Origin of the sequence: Actinomadura sp. 3N407, from assembly GCF_052245875.1 — a bacterium.
Lineage (GTDB): Bacteria > Actinomycetota > Actinomycetes > Streptosporangiales > Streptosporangiaceae > Spirillospora.
In genome coordinates, this window is record NZ_JBQQBP010000030.1 from 12987 (window position 1) to 36668 (window position 23682).

Annotated in this window: 19 protein-coding genes; 1 reads left to right on the forward strand and 18 read right to left on the reverse strand. The window is 72.7% G+C overall.

Annotated features, from left to right (window positions below; translation table 11 throughout):
* Window positions 1-78 precede the first annotated feature (78 nt).
* From ACTWPP_RS41410 to ACTWPP_RS41490, 17 genes are all read right to left on the reverse strand, one after another.
* Complete coding sequence (locus tag ACTWPP_RS41410; RefSeq protein ID WP_443109953.1) at window positions 79-1341, reverse strand: glutamate-5-semialdehyde dehydrogenase; 1263 nt, start codon at window positions 1339-1341, stop codon at window positions 79-81.
* A gap of 9 nt (window positions 1342-1350) precedes the next feature.
* Complete coding sequence (gene proB / locus ACTWPP_RS41415; protein WP_443109954.1) at window positions 1351-2466, reverse strand: glutamate 5-kinase; 1116 nt, start codon at window positions 2464-2466, stop codon at window positions 1351-1353.
* A gap of 21 nt (window positions 2467-2487) precedes the next feature.
* Window positions 2488-3885, reverse strand: a complete 1398-nt coding sequence (gene obgE, locus ACTWPP_RS41420; protein WP_443109955.1) for a GTPase ObgE — start codon at window positions 3883-3885, stop codon at window positions 2488-2490.
* 82 nt (window positions 3886-3967) lie between these two features.
* The gene (gene rpmA / locus ACTWPP_RS41425; RefSeq protein WP_089329226.1) at window positions 3968-4225 is read right to left on the reverse strand and encodes a 50S ribosomal protein L27; all 258 of its coding nucleotides are present in this window, start codon (window positions 4223-4225) and stop codon (window positions 3968-3970) included.
* Window positions 4226-4237: 12 nt separating this feature from the next.
* On the reverse strand, window positions 4238-4552 hold the full coding sequence (rplU, locus tag ACTWPP_RS41430) for a 50S ribosomal protein L21 (protein ID WP_443109956.1): 315 nt from the start codon (window positions 4550-4552) through the stop codon (window positions 4238-4240).
* Between the two features lie 408 nt (window positions 4553-4960).
* The gene (locus ACTWPP_RS41435) at window positions 4961-8128 is read right to left on the reverse strand and encodes an Rne/Rng family ribonuclease (RefSeq protein WP_443109957.1); all 3168 of its coding nucleotides are present in this window, start codon (window positions 8126-8128) and stop codon (window positions 4961-4963) included.
* Window positions 8129-8330: 202 nt separating this feature from the next.
* Complete coding sequence (locus ACTWPP_RS41440) at window positions 8331-9191, reverse strand: TIGR03936 family radical SAM-associated protein (protein ID WP_443109958.1); 861 nt, start codon at window positions 9189-9191, stop codon at window positions 8331-8333.
* A gap of 243 nt (window positions 9192-9434) precedes the next feature.
* Window positions 9435-11357, reverse strand: coding sequence for a TIGR03960 family B12-binding radical SAM protein (locus ACTWPP_RS41445; RefSeq protein ID WP_443109959.1), 1923 nt, complete (start codon window positions 11355-11357; stop codon window positions 9435-9437).
* Window positions 11358-11406: 49 nt separating this feature from the next.
* Window positions 11407-12591 carry a rod shape-determining protein RodA gene (rodA, locus tag ACTWPP_RS41450; RefSeq protein ID WP_443109960.1) on the reverse strand — a complete coding sequence of 395 codons (1185 nt, stop codon included), beginning with the start codon at window positions 12589-12591 and terminating at the stop codon, window positions 11407-11409.
* Complete coding sequence (gene mrdA / locus ACTWPP_RS41455; protein WP_443109961.1) at window positions 12588-14660, reverse strand: penicillin-binding protein 2; 2073 nt, start codon at window positions 14658-14660, stop codon at window positions 12588-12590. Before mrdA ends, rodA begins: the two co-directional genes overlap by 4 nt.
* Window positions 14657-15256 (reverse strand): rod shape-determining protein MreD, encoded by a 600-nt coding sequence (mreD, locus tag ACTWPP_RS41460; RefSeq protein ID WP_443109962.1) that lies wholly within the window; start codon window positions 15254-15256, stop codon window positions 14657-14659. Before mreD ends, mrdA begins: the two co-directional genes overlap by 4 nt.
* A 1-nt stretch (window position 15257) precedes the next feature.
* Window positions 15258-16259 carry a rod shape-determining protein MreC gene (mreC, locus tag ACTWPP_RS41465; protein ID WP_443109963.1) on the reverse strand — a complete coding sequence of 334 codons (1002 nt, stop codon included), beginning with the start codon at window positions 16257-16259 and terminating at the stop codon, window positions 15258-15260.
* Window positions 16260-16311: 52 nt separating this feature from the next.
* Window positions 16312-17346 carry a rod shape-determining protein gene (locus ACTWPP_RS41470; protein WP_132152770.1) on the reverse strand — a complete coding sequence of 345 codons (1035 nt, stop codon included), beginning with the start codon at window positions 17344-17346 and terminating at the stop codon, window positions 16312-16314.
* A gap of 178 nt (window positions 17347-17524) precedes the next feature.
* A complete protein-coding gene (ndk, locus tag ACTWPP_RS41475; protein ID WP_443109964.1) occupies window positions 17525-17935 on the reverse strand; it encodes a nucleoside-diphosphate kinase in 411 nt (136 codons plus the stop codon).
* A gap of 44 nt (window positions 17936-17979) precedes the next feature.
* Window positions 17980-19509 (reverse strand): hypothetical protein, encoded by a 1530-nt coding sequence (locus tag ACTWPP_RS41480; protein WP_443109965.1) that lies wholly within the window; start codon window positions 19507-19509, stop codon window positions 17980-17982.
* A 130-nt stretch (window positions 19510-19639) separates the two neighbouring features.
* Window positions 19640-19984, reverse strand: coding sequence for a DUF4233 domain-containing protein (locus ACTWPP_RS41485; RefSeq protein ID WP_443109966.1), 345 nt, complete (start codon window positions 19982-19984; stop codon window positions 19640-19642).
* Window positions 19985-19989: 5 nt separating this feature from the next.
* Window positions 19990-21411, reverse strand: a complete 1422-nt coding sequence (locus tag ACTWPP_RS41490; RefSeq protein WP_443109967.1) for a bifunctional folylpolyglutamate synthase/dihydrofolate synthase — start codon at window positions 21409-21411, stop codon at window positions 19990-19992.
* A 56-nt stretch (window positions 21412-21467) separates the two neighbouring features.
* Here ACTWPP_RS41490 and ACTWPP_RS41495 point away from each other — a divergent pair, with 56 nt between their 5' ends.
* Complete coding sequence (locus tag ACTWPP_RS41495) at window positions 21468-22649, forward strand: hypothetical protein (protein WP_443109968.1); 1182 nt, start codon at window positions 21468-21470, stop codon at window positions 22647-22649.
* Here ACTWPP_RS41495 and ACTWPP_RS41500 read toward each other — a convergent pair.
* Window positions 22642-23661 carry a hypothetical protein gene (locus tag ACTWPP_RS41500; protein ID WP_443109969.1) on the reverse strand — a complete coding sequence of 340 codons (1020 nt, stop codon included), beginning with the start codon at window positions 23659-23661 and terminating at the stop codon, window positions 22642-22644. The two genes, ACTWPP_RS41495 and ACTWPP_RS41500, sit on opposite strands and share 8 nt — an antisense overlap.
* Window positions 23662-23682: the final 21 nt, after the last annotated feature.

Consider the following 23682-nt stretch of genomic DNA (forward strand, 5'->3'; position numbering starts at 1 on the left):
TGAATCAGACCACACCCCACAACGTGACATCAATGGCAAAAATGTCACAACTTACCCCGTACCGCATCGGTCGAGGTGTCAGCCGCGCAGGTGGCCCTCACCGGTCACCACGTACTTGGTGGACGTCAGCTCCGGAAGCCCCATCGGGCCGCGGGCGTGCAGCTTCTGCGTCGAGATGCCGATCTCCGCGCCGAATCCGAACTCCTCGCCGTCGGTGAAACGCGTCGAGGCGTTCACCATCACGGCCGCCGAGTCGACCAGGGCGACGAAGCGCTTCGCGGCGGGCTGGGACGTCGTGACGATCGACTCGGTGTGGCCCGAGCCGTACCGGCGGATGTGCGCGACGGCGTCCTCCAGGGAGTCGACGACGCGTGCGGCGATGTCGAGCGAGAGGTACTCGGTGTACCAGTCGTCCTCGGTCGCCTCCACGACGTCCTGGCCGTACGACCGGATGCGGTCATCGCCGTGGACCGTGACCCCGGCGTCCTTCAGCGCCTCAAGCGCGCGCGGGACGAACGTGTCGGCGATGTCGGCGTGCACCAGGAACGTCTCCGCCGCGTTGCACACCGACGGACGCTGCGTCTTGGCGTTCAGCAGCACGTCCACGGCCATGTCCACGTCGGCGGCCGCGTCCACGTACACCGCGCAGTTCCCGACGCCCGTCTCGATCACCGGGACGGTCGACTCCTCCACCACCGAGTTGATCAGTGAGGCGCCGCCGCGCGGGATCAGCACGTCCACCAGGCCGCGCGCCCGCATCAGGTGCTTCACCGACTCGCGGGACGTGCCCGGCACGAGCTGGACCGCGTCCGGCGGAACCTCGGTACCGGCCAGCGCGCCCTGCATCACCGCGACCAGCGCCGTGTTCGAGTCGTACGCCGACGACGACCCCCGCAGCAGCGCCGCGTTCCCGCTCTTCAGGCACAGCGCCGCGGCGTCCACGGTCACGTTCGGCCGGCCCTCGTAGATCATCCCGACGACGCCCAGCGGCACCCGCACCTGCCGCAGCTCCAGCCCGTTCGGCAGCACGTTCCCGCGCAGCGACTCCCCCACCGGGTCCGGCAGCGCGGCGACCTGCCGGACGGCCTCGGCGATCGCGGCGATCCGCTCCTCCGACAGGCTCAGCCGGTCGATCATGTACTCGGAGGTGCCGTTCTCCCGGGCCCGCGCGACATCGCCCTCGTTCGCCTTGACGATCTCCGGCGCGGCGGTGACCAGCGCGTCCGCGATCCGGTGCAGCGCCGCGTCCTTCGCCGCACGCGGCAGCGGCGCCAGCCCGGTCGCCGCCTCCCTGGCGCGCCCCGCCACCCGCAGGAACTCCTCGCGCTCCGGCTCACTCATCGCTGCTCCTCAACGTTGGTCGGTCAGAACCACCAGATGGTCGCGGTGGATTATCTCGCGTTCGTACTCCGCGCCCAGCTCCCGCGCCAGCCAGCGCGTCGAGCGCCCCATCAGCTCGGGGATCTCGGACGCGTCGTAGTTCACCAGGCCGCGCGCGACGACGTGACCGGCGGTGTCGCACAGGTCGACGGGATCGCCGGCGGCGAAGTCGCCGTCCACGCCCGTGACCCCCGCGGGGAGCAGCGACTTGCGGCGCCGCGCGACCGCCTCGACCGCGCCCGGGTCCAGCATGACCCTCCCCTGGCCGGTGGTGGCGTGGGCCAGCCACAGGTTCCGCGTCGACATGCGGCGTCCCTCGGCCGGGTGGAACAGGGTGCCGACCTCGTCGCCGGCGAGCGCCTCCGCGGCCGACGCGGCGTTCGTCAGCACCACCGGGATGCCCGCGATCCGGGCCGCCTCGACCTTGGTGACCATGCCCCCCGTGCCGACCCGCCCGGACCGGCCGAGCTCGACGCCCTTCAGGTCGCCCGGCCCGCGGACGTCGCCGACGCGGCGGGCGCCGGGCTCGCGCGGATCGCCGGTGTAGAGGGCGTCCACGTCCGACAGCAGGACCAGCGCGTCCGCGCGGATCAGGTGCGCGACGAGCGCGGCGAGCCTGTCGTTGTCGCCGAACCGGATCTCGTCGGTGGCGACGGTGTCGTTCTCGTTCACGATCGGCAGGATGCCGAGCGCGAGGAGCTGCGCGAGCGTGCGCTGCGCGTTGCGGTGATGCGAGCGGCGCATCATGTCGTCGGCGGTGAGCAGCACCTGCCCGACCGTCAGCGCGTACCGGGTGAACGACGCGGTGTAGCGGGCGAACAGCAGGCCCTGCCCGACGCTCGCCGCCGCCTGCTGGGTCGCGAGGTCCCGGGGGCGGCGGGTCAGCCCCAGCGGCCCGAGCCCGGCGGCGATCGCACCGGACGAGACGAAGACGATCTCGGTGCCGTCCACCCTGCGGGCGGCCAGGACGTCCACCAGCGCGTCGATGCGGCCCGCGTCGATCGCGCCCTCCGGCGTGGTGAGCGACGACGACCCCGCCTTCACCACGATCCGCCTGGCCTTCGCGACCGCCTCGCGCTCACTCATGAACGTCTCTCCTCAAGGGGTCTAGCGCTGTCCGCCGAGGCGCCGGTCCGTGCCCCGGGGGCCGGGGACGCCGTCGCCGGCCGGGACCTCGGGCTCCCAGTCGAAGACGATCGAGTCGTCGACCGTGCCGATCAGTACCGTGGCGCCGGCGCCCGCGCCCGCGTCGGCGAGCGCGTCCTCCACGCCGAGCCTCGCGAGACGGTCGGCGAGGTAGCCGACGGCCTCCTCGTTGGTGAAGTCCGTCTGCCGCAGCCACCGCACCGGCTTCGCGCCGGTGATCAGGTACGTGTTGTCGCCGAGGTCCTTCACCTCGAAGTCGGTGGCGCCGGCGACCGGCTCGGGACGGATCACGATGCGGGTCGGCTCCGCCGGCGGCAGCGACGCGCGGTACTCGCCCACCATCGCCGCCATCGCGAACGACAGCTCCCGCAGCCCCTCGTGCGACGCCGCCGACACCTCGAAGACCGTCAGCCCGCGCGCCTCGAACTCGGGCCTGACCATCTCGGCGAGGTCGCGGCCGTCCGGCACGTCCACCTTGTTCAGGACGACGATGCGGGGACGGTCCGACAGCGGCCGGTCACCGAGGACCCGGTCGTAGGCCTTTAGTTCGCGTTCGATGACCTCGAAGTCGCTGACGGGGTCGCGTCCCGGTTCCATCGTGGCGCAGTCGAGCACGTGCGCGAGGGTGGACGACCTCTCGATGTGGCGGAGGAAGTCCAGGCCGAGGCCCCGGCCCTCGCTGGCGCCCTCGATCAGGCCCGGCACGTCCGCGACCGTGAACGTCGTGTCGCCCGCGCTCACCACGCCGAGGTTCGGGACCAGCGTCGTGAACGGATAGGCGGCGATCTTCGGCTTGGCGGCCGACAGCGCGGCGATCAGCGACGACTTGCCCGCGCTGGGGAAGCCGACGAGCGCGACGTCGGCGACGCTCTTGAGTTCCAGGACGACGTCCCGCGCGTCCCCCGGCTCGCCGAGCAGCGCGAACCCCGGGGCCTTGCGCCTGGCCGACGCCAGCGCCGCGTTCCCGAGCCCGCCGTTGCCGCCCCTCGCGACCACGAAACGGGTGCCCTCGCCGACCAGGTCGGCCAGGATCTCCTCCCCCGCCTTCACGACGGTGCCGTCCGGGACGGGCAGGACCACGTCGGCGCCGTCCGCGCCCGTCCGGTGACCGCCCTGCCCGGGGCGGCCGTTGCCCGCCTTGCGGTGCGGACGCCGGTGGTACTCCAGCAGGCTCGCGGCGTTCGAGTCGACGACCAGGACGACGTCGCCGCCGCGGCCGCCGTTCGCGCCGTCCGGGCCGCCGAGCGGCTTGAACTTCTCCCTGTGGATCGAGGCGCAGCCGTTCCCGCCGTTGCCCGCGGCGACGTGCAGTACCACCCGGTCGACGAACTGCGCGCCCGATCCCGCTCCAGCGGCCACGGTGACTCTCCTCGGCGAAAAAGACAAAAGGGGCGGACCGAGAACGGTCCGCCCCTTAGAAAACGTTCTGGCCCCAGGCGGATTATTCCGCCGGAGGAACGATGCTCACTGCGTTGCGGCCACGGTAACGGCGGAACTGCACCGCGCCCGCGACCAGCGCGAACAGGGTGTCGTCGCCGCCGCGGCCCACGCCGGGGCCGGGGTGGAAGTGGGTGCCGCGCTGCCGGACGATGATCTCGCCGGCGTTGACGACCTGGCCGCCGAACCGCTTCACGCCGAGGCGCTTGGCGTTGGAGTCGCGACCGTTACGGCTGGACGATGCGCCCTTCTTGTGTGCCATCTGACCGCTCCCTTACTTCCCGGCCTTGATACCGGTGATCTTGACCTCGGTGTAGGGCTGACGGTGACCCATCCGCCGCTTGTACCCGGTCTTGTTCCGGTAGTGCATGATGTTGATCTTCGGGCCCTTGACCGCGCCGAGGATCTCGGCGGTCACCTCGTAGCGCGCGAGGTCGGCCGACTTGCTGACGACGTCGTCGCCGTCCACGACCAGCACGGCCGGGAACGTGACGGTCGAGCCGACCTCGCCGGCCAGCTTGTCGACGGTCAGCACGTCATCGACGGCGACCTTCTCTTGCCTGCCGCCTGCGCGGACAATCGCGTACACCGCGGAAACCCTTCGTCTGCGCGCGCTTCCGGACTGAACCGGTCCCACGCGTGGCTTACCAGCCCCCGGACGGGGGCCTACCCCCGGCACCGGGCCGAGGGCGGCACACCAGGGGGAGACCCCGGCGCTCTCTGCATTTCCCCACCGGATCAGTGAGATGAACACCGAACGCCCCCGGACGGGGGCCGCGGTGCAGGTTCGATGACGCGCCACGACGCGCCGAAGAGCCAGGATACCGGATGCGCGAACCTATTGCATTTCTGCGGTGCTCACTGCAGTGCCCTTGGCATCGGGCCCTGAAGGGCCTGGTGCGTGGTTGCGGTGGTGGCCGGGGTTGTCGTGACCGTGGCGTTGTCCCGCGCCTGCCTTGGCCCCGGCCGAGGGTGCCGGGGCCGACGTCTTCTTCGGTTATTCCGCTTCGGCTTCGGCGGGCTGGGCGGTGACGCGGCGGCGAGCGGTCGGCTCCCCCTCATTGTCCGGCTGTGGCGTGGAGCCGTTGGGCTCGGTCGCCTCGGTGCCGTTCAGGGCAGGGGTGCCCGGCTCCATGCCGTTCGGGTCGGTGCCGTTCGCGGCGGCCGTGACCGGCTCGGTGGAGTCCAGGGACTCCAGCACGCCCGGGGGCGCCTCGGCGACCTCCTCGGCGGCCTCGGCCGCCTCCACCGCGGCCTGCGCCGGCGCCTCGTCGGTGTCGATCTCGGGCGGCGGGCCCGCCGGGCGCTTGGCCGGTCCCGACCTCCTCGGCCGCGACCGCACCGGCTCCGGCCTGATCTCCTCCGGCTCGGCGGGCTCGTCGGGCTCCGCCGCCACCGGGGTGACCGGCGCGTCGGGCTCGGCGGGTTCGGCGGGTTCGGCGGGCTCGACCGGCCTGGTCTCGTGCCGGGTCAGCTTCTCCTCGACCACCTTCTCGACCTCGCCCTTGCGCTTGCGGCGGCGGCCGCCGTCCTTGGCGGCCGCCTTGTCCGCCTTCGGTTCGACGGGGCTGAGGTGGACGTGGATGCCGCGGCCGTTGCAGGACTCACAGGTTTCCGAGAACGCCTCCAGCAGGCCCTGGCCGACGCGCTTGCGGGTCATCTGCACCAGGCCCAGCGAGGTGACCTCGGCGACCTGGTGCTTGGTGCGGTCCCGCGACAGGCACTCCACGAGACGGCGCAGCACCAGGTCCCGGTTGCTCTCCAGCACCATGTCGATGAAGTCGATCACGACGATGCCGCCGATGTCGCGGAGCCGGAGCTGGCGGACGATCTCCTCGGCCGCCTCCAGGTTGTTGCGGGTGACGGTCTCCTCCAGGTTGCCGCCCTGCCCGGTGAACTTCCCGGTGTTGACGTCGATGACCGTCATCGCCTCGGTGCGGTCGATCACCAGCGAGCCGCCCGACGGCAGCCACACCTTGCGGTCCAGCGCCTTGGCGATCTGCTCGTCGATGCGGAACACCGACAGCGCGTCCTGGCCGCCGCTCCAGCGCTCGACGCGGTCGGCGAGATGCGGCGCGACGTACTCGACGTACTCGGAGATCGTGTCCCAGGCGTCGGCGCCGGACACGACGAGCTTGGTGAAGTCCTCGTTGAAGATGTCGCGGACGACCCGGATCGTCAGGTCGGGCTCGCCGTACAGCAGCGACGGCGCCGAAGCCGTCCTGACCTTCTTCTGGATGCTGTCCCACTGCGCGGCCAGCCGCGACACGTCCCGCGAAAGCTCCTCCTCGGTGGCGCCCTCCGCGGCCGTCCGCACGATCACGCCGGCGTTCTCCGGCATGACCTTCTTCAGGATCGACTTGAGGCGGCTGCGCTCCTTGTCGGGGAGCTTGCGGCTGATGCCGGTCATCGAGCCGTCCGGCACGTACACGAGGTAGCGGCCGGGCAGCGAGACCTGGCTGGTCAGCCGGGCGCCCTTGTGGCCGAGGGGGTCCTTGGTGACCTGGACGAGCACCGACTGGCCCGACTTCAGCGCCGACTCGATGCGGCGCGGCTGGCCCTCCAGGCCCGAGGCGTCCCAGTTGACCTCGCCCGCGTACAGGACGGCGTTGCGGCCCTTGCCGATGTCGACGAACGCCGCCTCCATCGACGGCAGCACGTTCTGGACCTTGCCGAGGTAGACGTTGCCCACGTACGACTGGTGGGTGGCGCGGTTGACGTAGTGCTCGACGAGCACACCGTCCTCCAGGACGGCGATCTGGGTGCGCTCGCCCTCCTGCCGGACCACCATGACCCGCTCGACGGACTCGCGGCGCGCCAGGAACTCGGCCTCGGTGATCACCGGCGGGCGGCGGCGGCCCTGCTCGCGGCCCTCCCGGCGGCGCTGCTTCTTGGCCTCCAGCCGGGTCGAGCCGCGGACGGACTGGACCTCGTCCTCGGCCGGGCGGGCCTCGGCGGCGCGGGCGGAGCGGACGTGCACGACCGTGTTCGGCGGGTCGTCCGTGCCGTTCCCGTTCTCGCCGTCGGTCCCGGACCGGCGCCTGCGGCGGCGACGGCGGCGGCTCGTACCGGACTCGCCGTCGCCCTCGTCGTCGGCGCCCTCCTGCTCGGCCTCCTCGGCCTTGGGCTCCTTGTCCTTGTCCTTGTCCTTCTCCTTGCCCTTCTCCTTGCCCTTGGCGGCCCGGTCCTTCTTGGCCCTGTCCTTCTTGGCGGCCTTGGCGGGCTGCTCGTCCTTGGGCTCCTCGGGCTCCTCGGGCTCGTCGGCCGCCGACTCGTCCTCGGCGCCGTCCTTGCCGGCCCTGCCGCGGCCGCGTCCGCCGCGGCGGCGGCGACGGCGGGACGGGCGGTCATCGGAGTCGTCCTCGTCGGACGGCGGCTCGCCGGGCTCCTCGTCGCCGTCGTCGACGTCGGCGGGCTCCGCGACGCGCTTCGGCTCGTCCTTGGGACGGGCCGGGGTCTCGTCCTTCGGCTGCGGCGGCTGGAACACGACCATCGGCGGCTGGAACGTCACACCGGGGATGCCGACGCCGCCGGCGGGCTCGGTCTCGGACACCTGCTCGGGGGGCGTCTCGGTCCCGGCGGCCGGAACGGAGGGGACCTCCGGAACGGACGGGACGGCGGGCACGGTCGGCGCCTCCGCCGCGGCCGCCGGTGCGGGACGCCGGCGGGTCCGGGTGCGGGGCGCAGGCGCCTCTTCGGCGGGCTGCCCCGCCTCGGCGGCGGGCGCGGGCGCGGTCTCGGCGGCGGGCGCCGGCTCGGGCGCGGGCTCGGCCTCGGTGTCGGGGGAGGTCTCGGCGCCGGTCATCGGGACGGGCTCGGGCGTCTCGGCGGCCTTCCCGCTCCGGGTACGGGTGCGTGTACGGGCCCGGGTGGTCTTCTTCGGCGGCTCGGCGTCCTCGGCGGGCGCGGCCTCGGCCTCGGCGGGAGGCGCCTCGGCGGGCTCCGGCGGCTGTGTCTCCGCCGCGGCGGAAGGTTCGGCGGGGGGGTCGGCGGGGGCGTCGTCCACATCGGGCGGCGGGCCCGCGGGACGGCTCGCGCGGCGCGGACGCGAACTCACCGCGTCCATGCCGTCGGTTTCGGTGCCCTCCGTTTCGGCGTTCTCATAATCGGTGTTCTCGTTATCGGTGCCTTCGGCCATGGCCGAATCGGCTTCGTTCTCACGCATGCGGGCAATCTCCCGTCAGGCTCCCGGGCGCGTCCGCTTCGCTCCGCCGGTGGCGGATCGGTGCGGTGCGCCGCACGAGAGCTCTCGTCAGTCGGTGCCGTCCTGGCCGGACACCGTCCGGCCATGACGACGAAGTCGTCGGGGGTGCGCCGGACGTACCCTGCGGGACCGGTTCCGTGCTGCCACGGCTTCGGTCTCACGGTCAGGCGCTGACGGCATCCGCGCTCGCGGCGTCCCCGGGCTGCGGCCGCTGCGGGCCGCCGGCCGTCTCGGCGTCGTCGCCGGACGGCAGGCCGGTCACCCGGTCGGGATCCAGGGGATCCGCGAGACCACCGGTGTCCGCGTCGAGGGGCCCCTGCGCCAGCCTGGTCACCAGCGGGGGTGACGGCGGCGCTAGGTCGGCGACCTGGCGCAGTCCGGTGAGGATGTCGTCGGGTCGTACGGCCGGTGTGGAATGCCGAACAACCATTCGAAGTATGGCACAAGGGGCATCGGCCGCCTCCGCGGCGCGCCGGTCCAGCTCACAGGAGGACACGGCGGCACGCACGTCGAAACGGCGTCGCCCCTTCTTTGTGAGGCGCTCGACCTCGATGTTCCCGGCGGCCATGAAGGCGGTCACGGCGGCGGCGGCATCGTCGGATGACACGCCGTCCAGCCTGATCCGCCATTCGGACGCCTGGAGCCGATCGGCGAACGCGCTCGGTCTCGGCTGCGCGTCGCCGGCGCTTCCCGCCCGTACCGGCACGACATCGACGATGTCGAGCCCGGGGGGCAGGGCCGCGTCGAGATCGGCCCGCACCCGCGCAGGGTCGCGGGTGTCGGTGAGCCCGATTTCGAGATACTCGGCCTCACTGGCAACCCCTGTCGCCGCCGCACCCGCGTACGAGATCTTCGGGTGGGGGGTGAATCCGCCGCTGAACGCGACAGGGATCCCGGCACGCCTGACGGCGCGTTCCACGGCCCGGGAAATGTCGCGGTGGCTCGTGAACCGCAGCCTGCCCCGCTTGGCATAGCGGACGCGCAGTCGCTGGGTCACGGGGGCCGGCGCCGGACCCTCCGGCATGGGTGCCAGGGTTCTGGTCCTTCCTACTCGTGGCGAGTCGAAATAAAGGTCTCCCTATAGACTACGGGTTGCGCGGCATCCTTTGACCCCCGGCCGCCCCCGTAAGGTCCGGACCCCCGCAGCTCAGGGGGTTCACGCAACCGATTCCGGGCAGCCGGGAACCCGGGCGGGGCGCAGACCGCCCGTGCGGGCCGTCCGCGCGGCCCCGCCCGCGCATGCCGCCCGTGCGCGCCGCCGTGACCGTCAGACCACCGACAGCGGCAGCAGCTTCTTTCCGGTGGGGCCTGTCTGGATCTCGGTGCCCATCGTGGGGCAGACGCCGCAGTCGTAGCAGGGCGTCCAGCGGCAGTCCTCGACCTCGGTCCCGTCGACGGCGTCCTGCCAGTCCTGCCAGAGCCACTCGCGGTCGAGCCCGGCGTCGAGGTGATCCCACGGCAGGACCTCCACCTCGTCACGCTCCCGGACGGTGTACCAGGCCAGGTCGACGGGCTCGTCGGCGAGGGCCTCGGCGGCACGGTTCATCCAGCGTTCGTAGGAGAAGTGCTCGCTCCAGCCGTCGAAGCGGCCGCCGTCCTCCCACACCGCACGGATGATCTTGCCGACGCGGCGGTCGCCGCGCGACAGCAGGCCCTCGACGATGGACGGCTGGCCGTCGTGGTAGCGCAGCCCGATGGCGCGGCCGTACTCCTTGTCGCCGCGCAGGGCGTCCTTGAGCGCCCGCAGGCGGCGGTCGACGGTCTCGTGGTCGCACTGCGCGGCCCACTGGAACGGGGTGTGCGGCTTCGGCACGAACCCGCCGATGGACACCGTGCAGCGGATGTCCCTGCGGCCGGTGGCCTCGCGGCCGGCCCGGATGACCCGCTTGGCCATGTCGGCGATCGCGAGGACGTCCTCGTCCTCCTCGGTGGGCAGCCCGCACATGAAGTACAGCTTGACCTGCCGCCACCCGTTCTCGTAGGCGGTGGTGACGGTACGGATGAGGTCGTCCTCGGTGACCATCTTGTTGATCACCTTGCGCATCCGCTCGGAGCCGCCCTCCGGGGCGAACGTCAGCCCGGAGCGCCGCCCGCCGCGCGAGAACTCGTTGGCGAGCGTGATGTTGAAGGCGTCCACGCGGGTGGACGGCAGCGACAGCGAGGTGTTGGTGCCCTCGTACCGGTCGGCGAGCCCCTTGGCGACGTCGCCGATCTCGCTGTGGTCGGCGCTGGACAGGCTGAGCAGCCCGACCTCCTGGAAGCCGGACTCCTTCAGGCCCTCCTCGACCATGTTCCCGATCGTGGTGATCGACCGCTCCCGGACCGGGCGGGTGATCATCCCGGCCTGGCAGAACCGGCAGCCGCGCGTGCAGCCGCGGAAGATCTCCACGCTGTAGCGCTCGTGGACGGTCTCGGCGAGCGGGACCAGCGGCTTCTTCGGGTACGGCCACTGGTCGAGGTCCATGACGGTGTGCTTCTCGATCCGCCACGGGACCCCGGGGCGGTTCGGCGCGACCCGCTGGATCCGGCCGTCCGGCAGGTAGGTGACGTCGTAGAACCGCGGGACGTACACGCCCCCGGACGCCGCGAGCCGCAGCAGCAGCTCGTCGCGGCCGCCGGGTTCGCCCTCGGCCTTCCACTCGCGGACGACCTCGGTGATGCCGAGGGCGATCTCCTCGCCGTCGCCGAGGACGGCGGCGTCGATGAAGCCGGCGATCGGCTCGGGGTTGAACGCGGCGTGCCCGCCCGCGATGACGATCGGGTGATCGTCGGTGCGGTCGGCGGCGTCCAGCGGGATGCCGGCGAGGTCGAGCGCCGTCAGCAGGTTGGTGTAGCCGAGCTCGGTGGAGAACGACACGCCGAACACGTCGAACGCGGCGACCGGGCGGTGCGCGTCCACGGTGAACTGCGGGATGCCGTTCTCCCGCATGACGGCCTCCATGTCGGGCCACACCGAGTAGGTCCGCTCGGCCAGCACGCCGTCGCGCTCGTTCAGGATCTCGTAAAGGATCTGGACGCCCTGGTTGGGCAGCCCCACCTCGTAGGCGTCCGGGTACATCAGCGCCCAGCGGACCTCGGCCTCGTCCCAGTCCTTGAGCTGGGAGTTCAGCTCGCCGCCAACGTACTGAATCGGCTTCTGCACGCTCGGGAGCAGCGGCTCCAGGCGCGGGAAGAGCGACTCGACCGGCATGACGGAACCCTCCGTGCAGGAAACGTGGGATGAACGTCCAGCCTACAGCTCAGTCGAAGGCGCGGCGCCGCACGTGCACGGCCTGCAGCAGACCGAAGGCGATCATGTTCGCGAACGTGGCGGAGCCGCCGTAGGACGTGAACGGCAGCGGCAGCCCGGTGATCGGCATGATGCCGATCGACATCCCGACGTTCTGGAACGTCTGGAACCCCAGCCAGCACACGACGCCGGACGCGACGAGCGTCCCGAACAGGTCGGCGGCCTGGGTCGCGATCCGCAGCCCGCGCCACAGCACCACGCCGAGCAGCGCGACGATCGCGGCGCCGCCGACGAAGCCGAGCTCCTCCCCCGCCACCGTGAAGATGAAGTCGGTCTGCTGCTCGGGGACGAAATGGCCGCCGGTCTGCTCGCCCTGGAACAGGCCCTTGCCGTACAGGCCGCCCGACCCGACCGCGATCCGCGCCTGCCGGGCGTTGTAGCCGGCGCCGCGCGGGTCGGCGTCGGGGTTCAGGAACGCGGTGAACCGGTCGATCTGGTAGTCCTCCAGCAGGCCGAAGACCCACACCGCGGCCACCGTGGCCCCGCCGGCGCCGACCAGGCCCACGAGCCAGCGCTTCTGCACGCCGGAGATCGCCAGCATCCCGATCATCACCGCGATGAAGACCAGCGTGGTGCCGAGGTCGGGCTGCAGGATGATGAGCACCGCGGGCAGCCCGGCCAGCATCAGCGCGAGCAGCACGTCGCGCACCCCCGGGCCGATCTCGCCGTCGCGCGGCTCCCCGAGGATCATCGCGAGCAGCACGACGAGGCCGACCTTGGCGAACTCCGACGGCTGCACCTGGAACCCGCCGCCGAGCACGATCCACGAGTGCGAGCCGTTGATCGTCTCGCCGAGCGGGGTGAGGACGGCGACCAGCCCCACGCAGGCCAGCCCGTACAGGATGGGGACGTAGGCGCGCAGCAGCCGGTAGTCCAGGAGGGTGACGACGCCGCCGAGCAGGAAGCCGATGCCCAGGTTCAGGATGTGCCGCTTGAGGAAGCCCTCCGGGTCCTTGCCCTGCTCGGTCAGCAGCTGGAACGTCGCCGACCGCACCAGCAGCGCGCCCACGACCGACAGCGCCAGCACGGCCAGGAACAGCGGCCAGTCGAGCCGCCGCAGCCCCGCGAGCCGGCCGTTCCACGTCCGCCGCCCGCCGTACCCCTCGACGCTCCCGACGCCGCTGCCGGTGATCACGGGGTGGTCCCGGAGCCGGGCATCTTGGGGATGTCCGTGGGGAGCCTGCCGTCCTCGAGGATGGGCTTGCGGTCCTTCGTCCCGTACATCGCCTCCCAGACCTTCCGGACGATGGGCGCGGACGTCTGCGCGCCGTAGCCTCCCTGCGACACCATCGCGACGACGGCGTAGCGCGGGTCCTTCACCGGGCCGAAGGACGCGAACCAGGACATGTCTTCGTTGCCGTACCGCTCGGCGGTTCCGGTCTTGCCGGCCACTGCGACGCGTTTAAGGTCGAACCCGGCGAAAGCTCCGGCGGCGGTGCCCTCCTTCGGGACGTCGGCGAGCGCCTTGCGCATGAAGGCCAGGACCTTGTCGTCCACCGGCGCCTTCTTCGGCTCGGGGGCGCCGAGCTTGCGGACGACCGTCCCGTCGGGCCGGACGATCGCGACGCCGATGCGCGGCGTGTGCAGCGTCCCGCCGTTGGCGATCGCCGCGTAGGTACGGACGAGCTGCAGCGGCGTCACCATCACGTTGCCCTGCCCGATCGACAGGTTCGCGGCGTCACCGGCTCGCCACACGAAGCCCTCTTTGCAGTTCTCGGTGGCGACGGCCTTGAGGTAGGCGGCGCGGGCAGGATCGGTCTTGGCGACTTCCGGGTAGCCCTCCTTGGCGCCCCGGCAGCTCCCCTCCCTGGTCGCCTCCCAGTACTGCCGCTTCCACTGCCGGTCGGGGATCCGGCCGCTGCTCTCGCTGGGCAGGTCGATCCCGGTGCGGGAGCCGAAACCGAAGCCGCGGGCCATCTGCACCATCGGGTTCTTCGCGCCGGGCGGGGCGTTCTTGCCGCCGTTGTGCAGCCACATCTCGTGCGCGAACTTGTAGAAGATCGTGTCGCAGGACTTCACGAGGGCCGTGTGCAGGTTCATGGCGCCGAGGTTGGCGCTCTGGAAGTTGTTGAACGCGCGGCTCCCGACCATGTACGAGCCGGGGCAGTTGTAGGTGCCGTGCAGGTCGTAGCCGTCCTTCACCGCGGCGGCCAGGGACGACACCTTGAAGGTGGAGCCGGGCGGGCCCATCCCCTGCGTCACCCGGGAGATCAGCGGATGGTTGTTCTTCTTGCCCAGGAGCGCGTCGTACTTCTTCTGGGAGATGCCGCCGGTCCAGACGCTCGGGTCGTAGGTCGGGTAGCTCGCCATCGCGATCACCCGGCCGGTGCGGACGTCCATGACCACCGCGCCGCCGGAGTCGGCGGGACTGCCGCCCTTGCGCGCGGCCTCGATCCCCTCCTTCAGCGCCTTCTCGGCCGCGCCCTGCACCTCGGCGTCGAGGCTGGTCACGAGGTTGCTGCCGGGGACGGGGTCCTCCTCGTCGGCGACGCCGGTGACGCGGCCGTGGCTGTCCACCAGGACCCGGCGGTACCCGGCGTCGCCGCGCAGCGCGCGGTCGTACTGGGCCTCCAGCCCGGCGCGCCCGACGAGGTCGACGCCGCTGTAGCCGGTGACCTGGATGCTTTCGCGTTCCTCCAGCTCCTCCTGCGTGATCGGCTGCAGGTAGCCGAGTGTCTGGACGGCACTGGCGCCGTGCGGCTTCGGGTAGGACCGGACGGGCTGGATCCGCGCCGTGACGCCGGGGAAGTCCTCGTGGCGCTCCATGATCTGCAGGGCGCGCTGGGGGTCGGCGTCGTCCTCGACGGGAATCGGCTGGTAGGGAGAGCCGGACCAGCAGGGCCGCTTGACGGTGGGCGCGCACAGCCGGACCCGCTTGGAGATCTCCTCATGGCTCGTCCCGAGGACGCCCGCCAGCCGTTTCAGGACGGCTTCGCCGCCGTCCTCCTGCCGCGACAGCGTGGTGCGGTCGACGGACACGACGAGAGAGCTGGTGTTGCGCGCGAGGGGCCGCCCCCGGTCGTCCAGGATCATGCCGCGCAGGGCCGGGACGACGATGTCGCGGGTGCGGTTCTCGGCGGCGATCTGCTCGTAGCGCTCGCCCTCCAGGACCTGCAGCGTCCACATGCGGGCCACCAGGACGAGCAGCAGCACGCCGACCATCACGTACAGGACGACCAGGCGGAAGTGCGTTCGCGGGTTCACAGGTTCCCGCCCCGGCCGGACATGACCCGGTAGCGGGCGGCGGGCACCGAGAGGCTGTCCCTCCGGGATCGTTCGCCGCGTTCGTACCGGCGGGTGGCGCGCAGCACCGCCCACACGACGAACGGGCTCGCGATGACGTCGTACAGGACTTGCAGCGGCACCATGCTCGACACGGTGGCCCACCCGGCGCGCGGGTCGCCGAGCATCATTCCCGTCCCCGCGTACAGGACGGTCCCGGCGAGGGCGCCGGCGGCGACGGCGAAGAACGGCACGACCGACTGGCGGTCCATCTCGCCGGCCGCGGCGCCGCACAGGTAGCCGATGAGGCAGTAGACGAGCGCGTACCGGCCGAGGGTGTGGTCGGCGGGCGGGATGATGTCGGCGGCGAGGCCGGCCAGGAACCCGGTGACCATCCCGGTCATCGACCCGGCGACGAGCGCCAGCGCCACGACGGCCAGCAGCACCAGGTCGGGCTGGACGCCGCCGGGCAGCGGGAGCCGGTTGGCGACCGACACCTGCAGGATCAGCGTCACCGCGATGACCACCGCGGTGACCGCGGTGCGGCCGGCCGGCGACGGCTCGGGTGGGTTCAGCACGTCAGTCCCCCGGGTTCGGTTCTGTGGAAAGGCCTCGCGTGCCGCTCGGCCGCTCGTCCGGGTCACCGCCCGGCGACGGGCTCGCGGACGGGCTCGCGCTCGGTGTGGCGGTCGGCGTCGGCTTCGGCTTCGGCGGCAGCACCGCGTCCCGGGGGTTCTTCCTCGGCGGTGCGACCACGACGGCGACGACGTCCAGGCTGGTGAACCGCACGAACGGCCGGACGTAGGCGGTGCGGGTCAGGCCCCCGGTGGAGCGCTCGATCCGCTCGACCACGCCGATCGGGACGCCGGGGACGTACGGCCGCTGGCCCTGCGACCCGAGCGTGACGATCCGCTGCCCGACGCGGATCGGCGCGGCGGCGTCCAGGAGCTGGAAGCGCAGCGGCGTCTCGCCGTGCCCGCGGAAGCCGCGGCGCCCGAGGCCCTCGACGATCCCGATCTCCTTGGAGTCCTCCAGGCGGGACCCGACCGACGACGTCTGGTCGGTCGCGAGCAGGACGGTCGCCGTCGCGGGCCCGACGCGGGTGACGCGGCCGACGAGCCCGGCCGCGCTCATCACGGTCATGTCGGGCTCGATGCCGTCGCCGCTGCCGACGTCGATGGTGACGGTGTCCTCGAAGCCCTGCCCCGCGGAGATCACCTGCGCGGCGAGGATCTTGTAGCCGCCCGTTCCGGCGGTACCGAGCAGCCGCTGGAGCTGCGCGGACCGGTCCCTGTCGAGGCCCGAGGCCCGCAGTTTCTCGCGCAGCTTCTGGTTCTGGCGTTCGAGCCGGTCCGCGCGGCGCCGCTGTCCCGGCGCGTCGGTGATCGAATCGAAGGTTTCGCTCACCGGCCGCACGACGGACGCCGACGCCCGCTCCACGGGGCCGAACACGGTCGCGCCGATGCCGCGCAGGCCGCGCAGCGGGGAATCGTCCCCGCCGCGATGGTCAATGGTGATCATCGCGAGCGCCACCACCAGCAGCGCGGCGAGGACCACGCGGGTGCGCCGGGTGTCCTTCACCCACCGACCTCCCGTTTCCCAGTCCGCTCGGTCCCAGTCCGTCGGGGGGTGTTCAGTGCCGCGGCTCCGGCACGAGGACCTGCCGGAGCTCCTCGAAGTCCTCGACGCACTTGCCGGTGCCGAGGACCACCGAGTCGAGCGGGTTGTCCACCAGGTGGATCGGCATCCCGGTCTCCTCGCGGAGCCGCTCGTCGAGGTTCTTCAGCAGCGCGCCGCCGCCGGTGAGGGCGATCCCGCGGTCCATGATGTCGCCGGACAGCTCGGGCGGGCACTTGTCGAGCGTGGTCTTCACCGCGTCCACCACGGCGTTGACCGGCTCCTCGATGGCCCGCCGCACCTCCTCGGCGGAGATCACGACGGTCTTCGGCAGCCCGCTCACGAGGTCACGGCCCCGGATCTCGGCGTGCGGCTCCTCTTCGCCGCCGGGATAGGCCGACCCGATCGCCATCTTGATCTCCTCGGCGGTACGTTCCCCGAGCATCAGCGAGTACTCCTTCTTGGAGAAGGAGATCACCGCCTGGTCGAGTTCGTCGCCGCCGACGCGGACCGACTGGCTGGTGACGATGCCGCCGAGGGAGATGATCGCGACCTCGGTGGTGCCGCCTCCTATGTCGACGACCATGTTGCCGGTCGGCTCGTAGACGGGCAGCCCGGCGCCGATCGCGGCGGCCATCGGCTCCTCGATGATGTAGACGCGGCGGGCCCCGGCCTGGTAGCCGGCCTCCTTCACCGCGCGCTGCTCCACACCGGTGATCCCGCTCGGCACCGCCACCACGATCCGCGGTTTGGCGAAGTGCCGGCGTTTGTGGACCTTCTGGATGAAGTAGCGCAGCATCCGTTCGGTGACGTCGAAGTCGGCGATGACGCCGTCCTTGAGCGGGCGGACCGCGACGATGTTGCCCGGCGTGCGGCCGATCATCCGTTTCGCCTCGATGCCCACCGCGACGATCTTCCCGGTATTGGTGTTGATCGCCACCACGGACGGTTCGTTGAGGACGATGCCACGCCCGCGCACGTAGACCAGGGTGTTGGCAGTACCAAGATCGACCGCCATGTCACGGCCAAGGAACGACAACTTGTTACCCATGAAGAAAGGGAGCCCTTCACGATTGACGGGCGTGTATAGCGGCGCGTCCATCGTAACGTGCATTCACGTCCACGGGCAGTAACCCAGCCGCCGCGCGTCGCCCAAAAAACGACCCCTGACCTGCCTGGGCGACCAAAAAGAAGTCCGGCCCGGGTCGGCTGCCCGGGCCGGAACGATCTCAGCCCAGGTCGGGGAAGAAGAGCTTGATCTCTCGGTCGGCGGAGTAGGCGGAGTCCGAGCCGTGGACGATGTTCTCGCCGATCTCCAGGGCGAAGTCGCCGCGGATGGTGCCGGGGGAGGCGCTCACCGGGTCGGTGGCGCCGGCCAGGGCCCGGAACGCCTCGATGGCGCGCGGGCCCTCGACGACCATGGCGACCAGCGGTCCGCCGGTGATGAACTCGACCAGTTCGCCGAAGAACGGCTTGTCGGCGTGCTCCGCGTAGTGGGTCTCGGCCGTTTCCCGGGCCAGGGTGCGGAGTTCCAGCGCGGCGAGCGTCAGGCCCTTGCGCTCGATGCGGGAGATGACCTCACCGATGACGCCGCGGCGGACGCCGTCGGGCTTGACAAGGACGAGAGTGCGCTCGGACACGGGTGGTTCTCCTCGAGAAATTCGGATGGTTCAGCGCGCGAATCCTACCCGGCTCGCGGCCCTGCGGCCGCCTTGCCGGTGCGAGTCGCGTATCGCGCTCCGGCGCGCCGCGCGCCGACGCGGGCGGTGGCGGCGGCGAGCAGGACGGCGGCGGCCGCGGCGATCAGGAGCCAGACGTGGTAGGCGTCGAGCAGCGCGGTGGCCTGCCGGGTCTCGGTCACCGGCCGCAGCCGCTCCAGCCGGGACGCCTGCAGGGACAGCACGAGGAGCTGCCCGGTCAGCAGCGCGGGGAAGCACAGCGACAGGCCGAAGAGCGCGGCGCCGACGCCCGCGTCCCGCAGGGAGGCGGCGAGGGCCAGCCCGGCACCGGCGCCGAGCGGCACGAGCGGGAGGAGCAGAGCCCAGCGGTCGTGGGGCGCCACGGCGAGGCCGAGCAGCACGGCCGCGGTCATCAGGCAGTACCCGGCCGGGACGGCGCGTCGCGCACCCCGGCGGGTCGAGGCCAGCGCGCCGGCGAGCGCGGCCGCGGCGGCCACGGCGAACGGGAGGAGCGGCACGCCCGCGGCGTCCTCGCGGGCTTGGGCGGTGACGGACGCGAGCCCGGCGAGCGGCCCCGCGACCGGGTGGCAGAGGAGGCCGACGGCGATCATGACGATCGCGCAGCCGAACGGGCTGCCGGCCGTCGCGTCCCGGCCGCCGGCGAGGGCGAGGCCGAGCAGGGCGGGCAGCGCGAGCCCCGCCACGACGACCCGGGCGCCGGGCGACCAGTCGTCGGCGGCGACGACGGCGAGGAACGCGAAGCCCGCCGCCGGGACGAACGGGAGGAGCAGCTGCCCGCGTTCGGCGTGCCGGGCGGCGGGCAGCGACCAGGGGCCGCGCCCGCGCAGCAGCGGGTAGGCCGGCGCGGCGACGGCGGCGGCCGCGGCGGCCCACGGAACGGGCGCGAGCGCGACACGCCAGTCGGGGACGGCCGCGCCCTCGGCGGGCATCGGGACGGCGTTCAGCGCGAGCGGCATGGCGAGGATCAGCGTGCCCGCGAGGGCACCCGCCCAGGCGGCGGCCAGGACCCGGCTTCCGCGCTCCCACACCAGGACGAGGGAGGCGGGAAGCACGATGCCCGCGCCCGCGCCCTGCGCCGCGCGGACCATCGCGACGAGGGGCACCGAGTGGGCGAACCGGGCGGTGCCCAGCCCGGCCAGCAGGACGGCCAGGCCGGTGAGGAGGACGGCCCACGCGGGAAACCGGCGCGCGGCCGCGGCGGCGAGCGGCGCCGCGATCAGCAGCGCGGGCAGGGAGTATCCGGTGGCGCGCAGCAGGCCGGCTATCTCCGCGTCGTCCAGTTCGAGGGCGCTCGCCGCGGCGGGGACGACGTGGAAGGCGGCGTCGGGCACCACCAGGACGGCGGCGGGCAGCGCGGTGAACGTCAGAAGCAGCGCGCCGAGGCCCGCGAGCCGCCGTGAGCCGCCCGCCGGGCCGTCCGCGTGACGCTCTGGGGCGGCGCGGGACGGGGCGGCGCGTGGCGGGGCGTGGCGCGCCGGGGCGGTGGGACGGTGTTCGCGTGCGTGCGGGGACACGGCCTGCTCCTTCGCAGAGTCGACGTCATCCACCGGACGCACATTTCCCAAAAGGGAATAATGTCGGAATTGGTGCAATAATTCGAGTTGCCGGATCGGCGGATGAAAGGCTTGCCGTTTCCCCGCGAATTTAGCGCGCCTGCGCGGCCGCCGCCTTGCGTCCCAGCCAAATGGCCGTGGCCCACAGCGCCCCGAACACGATGCCGAGGAAGAACATGGCCGGCACCATGAACCCGGTCGCGATGATCAGCACCTGCAGGACGCTCCCGGCCGCGACCGCCCACGGGAAGCGCAACAGGCCCGCCATCAGCAGGCAGGCGACGGCCAGCCCGCCGCACACCGCCCCGGCCGCGCCGCCGTCCACGTCCAGCACGGTCACCGCCACCGGGATCGCGAGCGCGATGACGATGGCCTCGCAGACCAGCACCGCGGCGAACAGCCTCCGCGCCGGGTTCGCCGCCGTCTCGGCGCCCATGCCGGTCACCGTCCTTCCGCGACGCGCAGCAGCGTCCTGGCGTCGCCGGCGGTGACCACCGAACCGGTGATCAGGACGCCGGCGCCCCGGTACTCGCCGGTCTCCTCGGCGATGCCGATCGCCCGGTCGATCGCGTCGTCCAGGCGCGGCTCGAGATGGACCCGCTCGGGGCCGAAGATGCTCCCGGCCAGCTCGGCGAGTTCCTCGGGCGGCATCGAGCGCGGCGAGGAGTTGCGGGTCACCACCAGCTCCTCCAGGACGGGTTCGAGCTGGTCGAGGACGCCGGCGACGTCCTTGTCGGCGGCGATCGCGAGGACTCCGGCGAGCCGGGTGAAGCCGAACGACTCGGTGACCGTGGCGACGGTCGCGGCCATCCCGGCCGGGTTGTGCGTCGAATCCAGCAGGACGGTCGGGCCGGTGCGGGCGACCTCCAGCCGTCCCGGAGACGCCGACTTGGCGAAGCCGCTGCGCACCAGCGCCGGATCGAGCTGCCCCTCCTCGCCGCCGAGGAAGGACTCGCCGGGCGCGATACGGGTCGCGGCCTCCAGATTCGCCTCTCCCCTGGTCGGGGTGCCGCTCGCGAACGCCTCGACGGCGGCGAGGGCCGTCGCGGCGTTGCCCGCCTGATGCTCGCCGAACAGCGGGAGGAAGATCTCGTCGTAGACGCCGTGCAGGCCCCGCAGGCGGAGCATCTGGCCGCCGACGGCGACGTCCCGGCCGAGCACCCCGTACTCGACGCCCTCGCGCGCCGCCGGGGCACCGATCTCCACGACCCGCCGCAGCAGCACCTCGGCCGCCTCGACCGGCTGCTGCGCCAGCACCGCGACCGACTCCGGCTTGATGATCCCCGCCTTCTCCCCCGCGATCTCCTCCAGCGTGTCGCCCAGGTAGCGGGTGTGGTCCAGCCCGATCGGGGTGATCACCGCGACGGCGCCGTCCGCCACGTTCGTGGCGTCCCACACGCCGCCCATGCCGGCCTCGACCACCGCGACGTCGACCGGCGCGTCCGCGAACGCCGCGAAAGCCATCGCGGTGAGGACCTCGAAGAACGACAGGTCCGTTCGGTGCTTGTTGTCGATCAGCTGGACGTAGGGCAGGACGTCGTCGAACGTCTCGGTGAACCGTTCCTCGCTGAGCGGCTCCCCGTCGACCGCGATCCGCTCCCGCAGCGTGGTCATCTCGGGGCTGGTGAACAGCCCGGTGCGCAGCCCGCGCTCGCGCAGCAGCGACTCGATGAGCCGGGCGGTGCTGGACTTGCCGTTCGTCCCGGCGATGTGGATCACCGGATACGCGCGGTGCGGCTCGCCCAGGACGTCGACCAGATCCCGGATCCGGTCGAGGGTGGGATCGATCTCCCACTCGACCCCGCGGGCCATGATCGCGCCGATTGCGCGCTGATAGTCGGACGGCTCGGATACCTGACTCACGGTCACAGAGCCTACTCGGCGGTGCCGGTGGTCCCGTCCGGGCCCACACTGGAGACATGGACGTGTTCTTCCGGGAATGGGAACGCCGCGCCCCGGGCGAGACCCGCGACATCGGACGGGCCCGTGCCCTGGCGAGCGCCCTCGACGTCCTCGCGCCGGACGCCCCCGTCCTGACCGTGGTGGGGTCCAAGGGGAAGGGCACGGCGGCGCTCTACGCGTCGGCCTTCCTCGTGGCCGCCGGCCTTCGCGTGTGCACCGTCACAAGTCCCGGCCTGCGCACCGAACGCGACCGGATCAGGGTGGACGGCCGCGCCGTCACCGAGGCGGAACTGGCCTCCCTCGCGGACGCCCTCGACGACGCCGCGGCCACGCTCCCGCCGCCCTCGGACGGCTATCTGTCGCCGGCCGGTCTGTTCACCGTCGCGGGCGTCCTGCACGCGCGGCGCGCCGGCGCGGACGCGATCGTCCTGGAGGCGGGGATGGGCGGGCGGTCGGACGAGGTCGGCCTCTTCCCGCCGGACGTCGCCGCGATCACGCCGGTCTTCCGCGAGCACGCCGGCGTGCTCGGAGACACCCCCGCGGAGATCGCCGAAGAGAAGCGCGGCGTGGCCGGCCCGGAGACGGTCGTCCTGTCGGCGCCGCAGTCCCCCGAGGTCACCGAGGCGCTCGGGGCCGTGGAGCGGGTGGAGCCCGGCGGCAGCGGGCTCCCGGCCGGCCTGCTTCCCGCCGGGCTGGGGCGCGGCAGCGCCGAACTGGGCGTCGTCGCGGCCCGGCGGCTCCCGGGCGTGACCGAGCCCCCCGCCGGGCCGCTCGGGGACGTCCTGTCGTCGGTCGTCCTGCCGGGGCGGCTGTCCTGGCACGACGTGCCGGGGTCGGCGACCAGGCTGCTCGTCGACTCCGCCATCGACCGGACGGGCGTCGCCGCCGCCCTCGCCGCCGCGCGGCGCGCCTGGGGGACGATCGACCACGTCGTCGTCTGCCTCCCCGACCACAAGGACCTGGACGGGGCCGCCGCCGAACTCGGCGGGCTGCCCGTGACGTTCGTCCGGCTGCCGCTGCCGCACCTGCGGTTCACCCGTCCGCTGCCGCCCGGATGGGACGTCGTCGGCGCGGACGCCATCACACCCGAATCCCTGGCCACCCTCGGGCACCGCGTGGCCGTCCTCGGCACCGGCTACTTCACCGGGCTCGTCCTCGGCGTGGTGGGCGCCGACACCGAACGGCTCTTCCTCACCTAGGCCTCTCGACGTCGTTCCTGATCCGGCGCATGACGTCGGCCATCAGCGGGAACTGCGGGCTCAGCGTGGGACGGTTGGAGGCGACGACCCCGAAGGAGTCCCGCGTCGCCCACGCACAGAACGTGTGGGTGTCGGCGAGGACGGCGAACGTCCCGCACACGGCCTTCCCGCCCTTCTGGCCGGGATCGGCGTCCTGCCCGGCGATGAACGTGGTGGGCTGCACCTTCTGCAGGAACGCCTCGGGATCGCCGACCTGGCCGGTCCCGCCCATGAACAGGACGTTGACCGGCCGGACGGGCTCCTGGCCGTACACGGCCTGGCCGCCCTTCGCGACGGGGACGCCGGCCGCCTTCACCGCCCCGGCGACGAACGGGTACGCGGCGCTCGCCTGGGGTGCGGTCAGGGCGTCCTTGCGCAGCCCGCCGGCCTTCGCACCCGCGATGATCACCTTGCCGGACGCCGGGACACCGGTGGTGCGGGCGTCCTTCTTGCCGCCGCCGGTGGCGCTGCCGTCCATCCGGAACGCCAGCACGCCCACCATCAGGACGGCGGCCGCGACCGTGGCGGCGCCCGTGACCAGCAGGAACCTGGGGAGCCGCCGTCTTCTGGCGGGAGCCGACGCGCCCGGCGCCGCCTGGCCGGGGGCCCTCGGCAGGGGGCCGGTGCCGCCGGGGATCACCGGATGCGCGCCGGACCCGCCCGCGACGACGGAATGGCCGCCGGTGCCGTCCGAGATCATGACCTGCGGGCCGGTGCCGTCCCGCAGGACGCCGTGCGGGCCCGTCCCGCCGGGCATCGGATGCGCTCCCGACCCGTTCGCGGGCCCCGGCATCGCGTGCGGGCCCGTCCCGTCGCCGGAGTCGGCCGACCACCACGGACGTGAGCCGCCCCAGGGCGCCGGCGCGGCGGCGGTCCGCCCGGGCACGTCCCCGTCGTCGACGACCTGCGGCGCGTTCAGGTCATCGCCGGACGCGGAGTCCTGCGTGTCGGACCGAGGGGGTGATTCGGCCATTGCGCTCCTGATCGTTCAGCT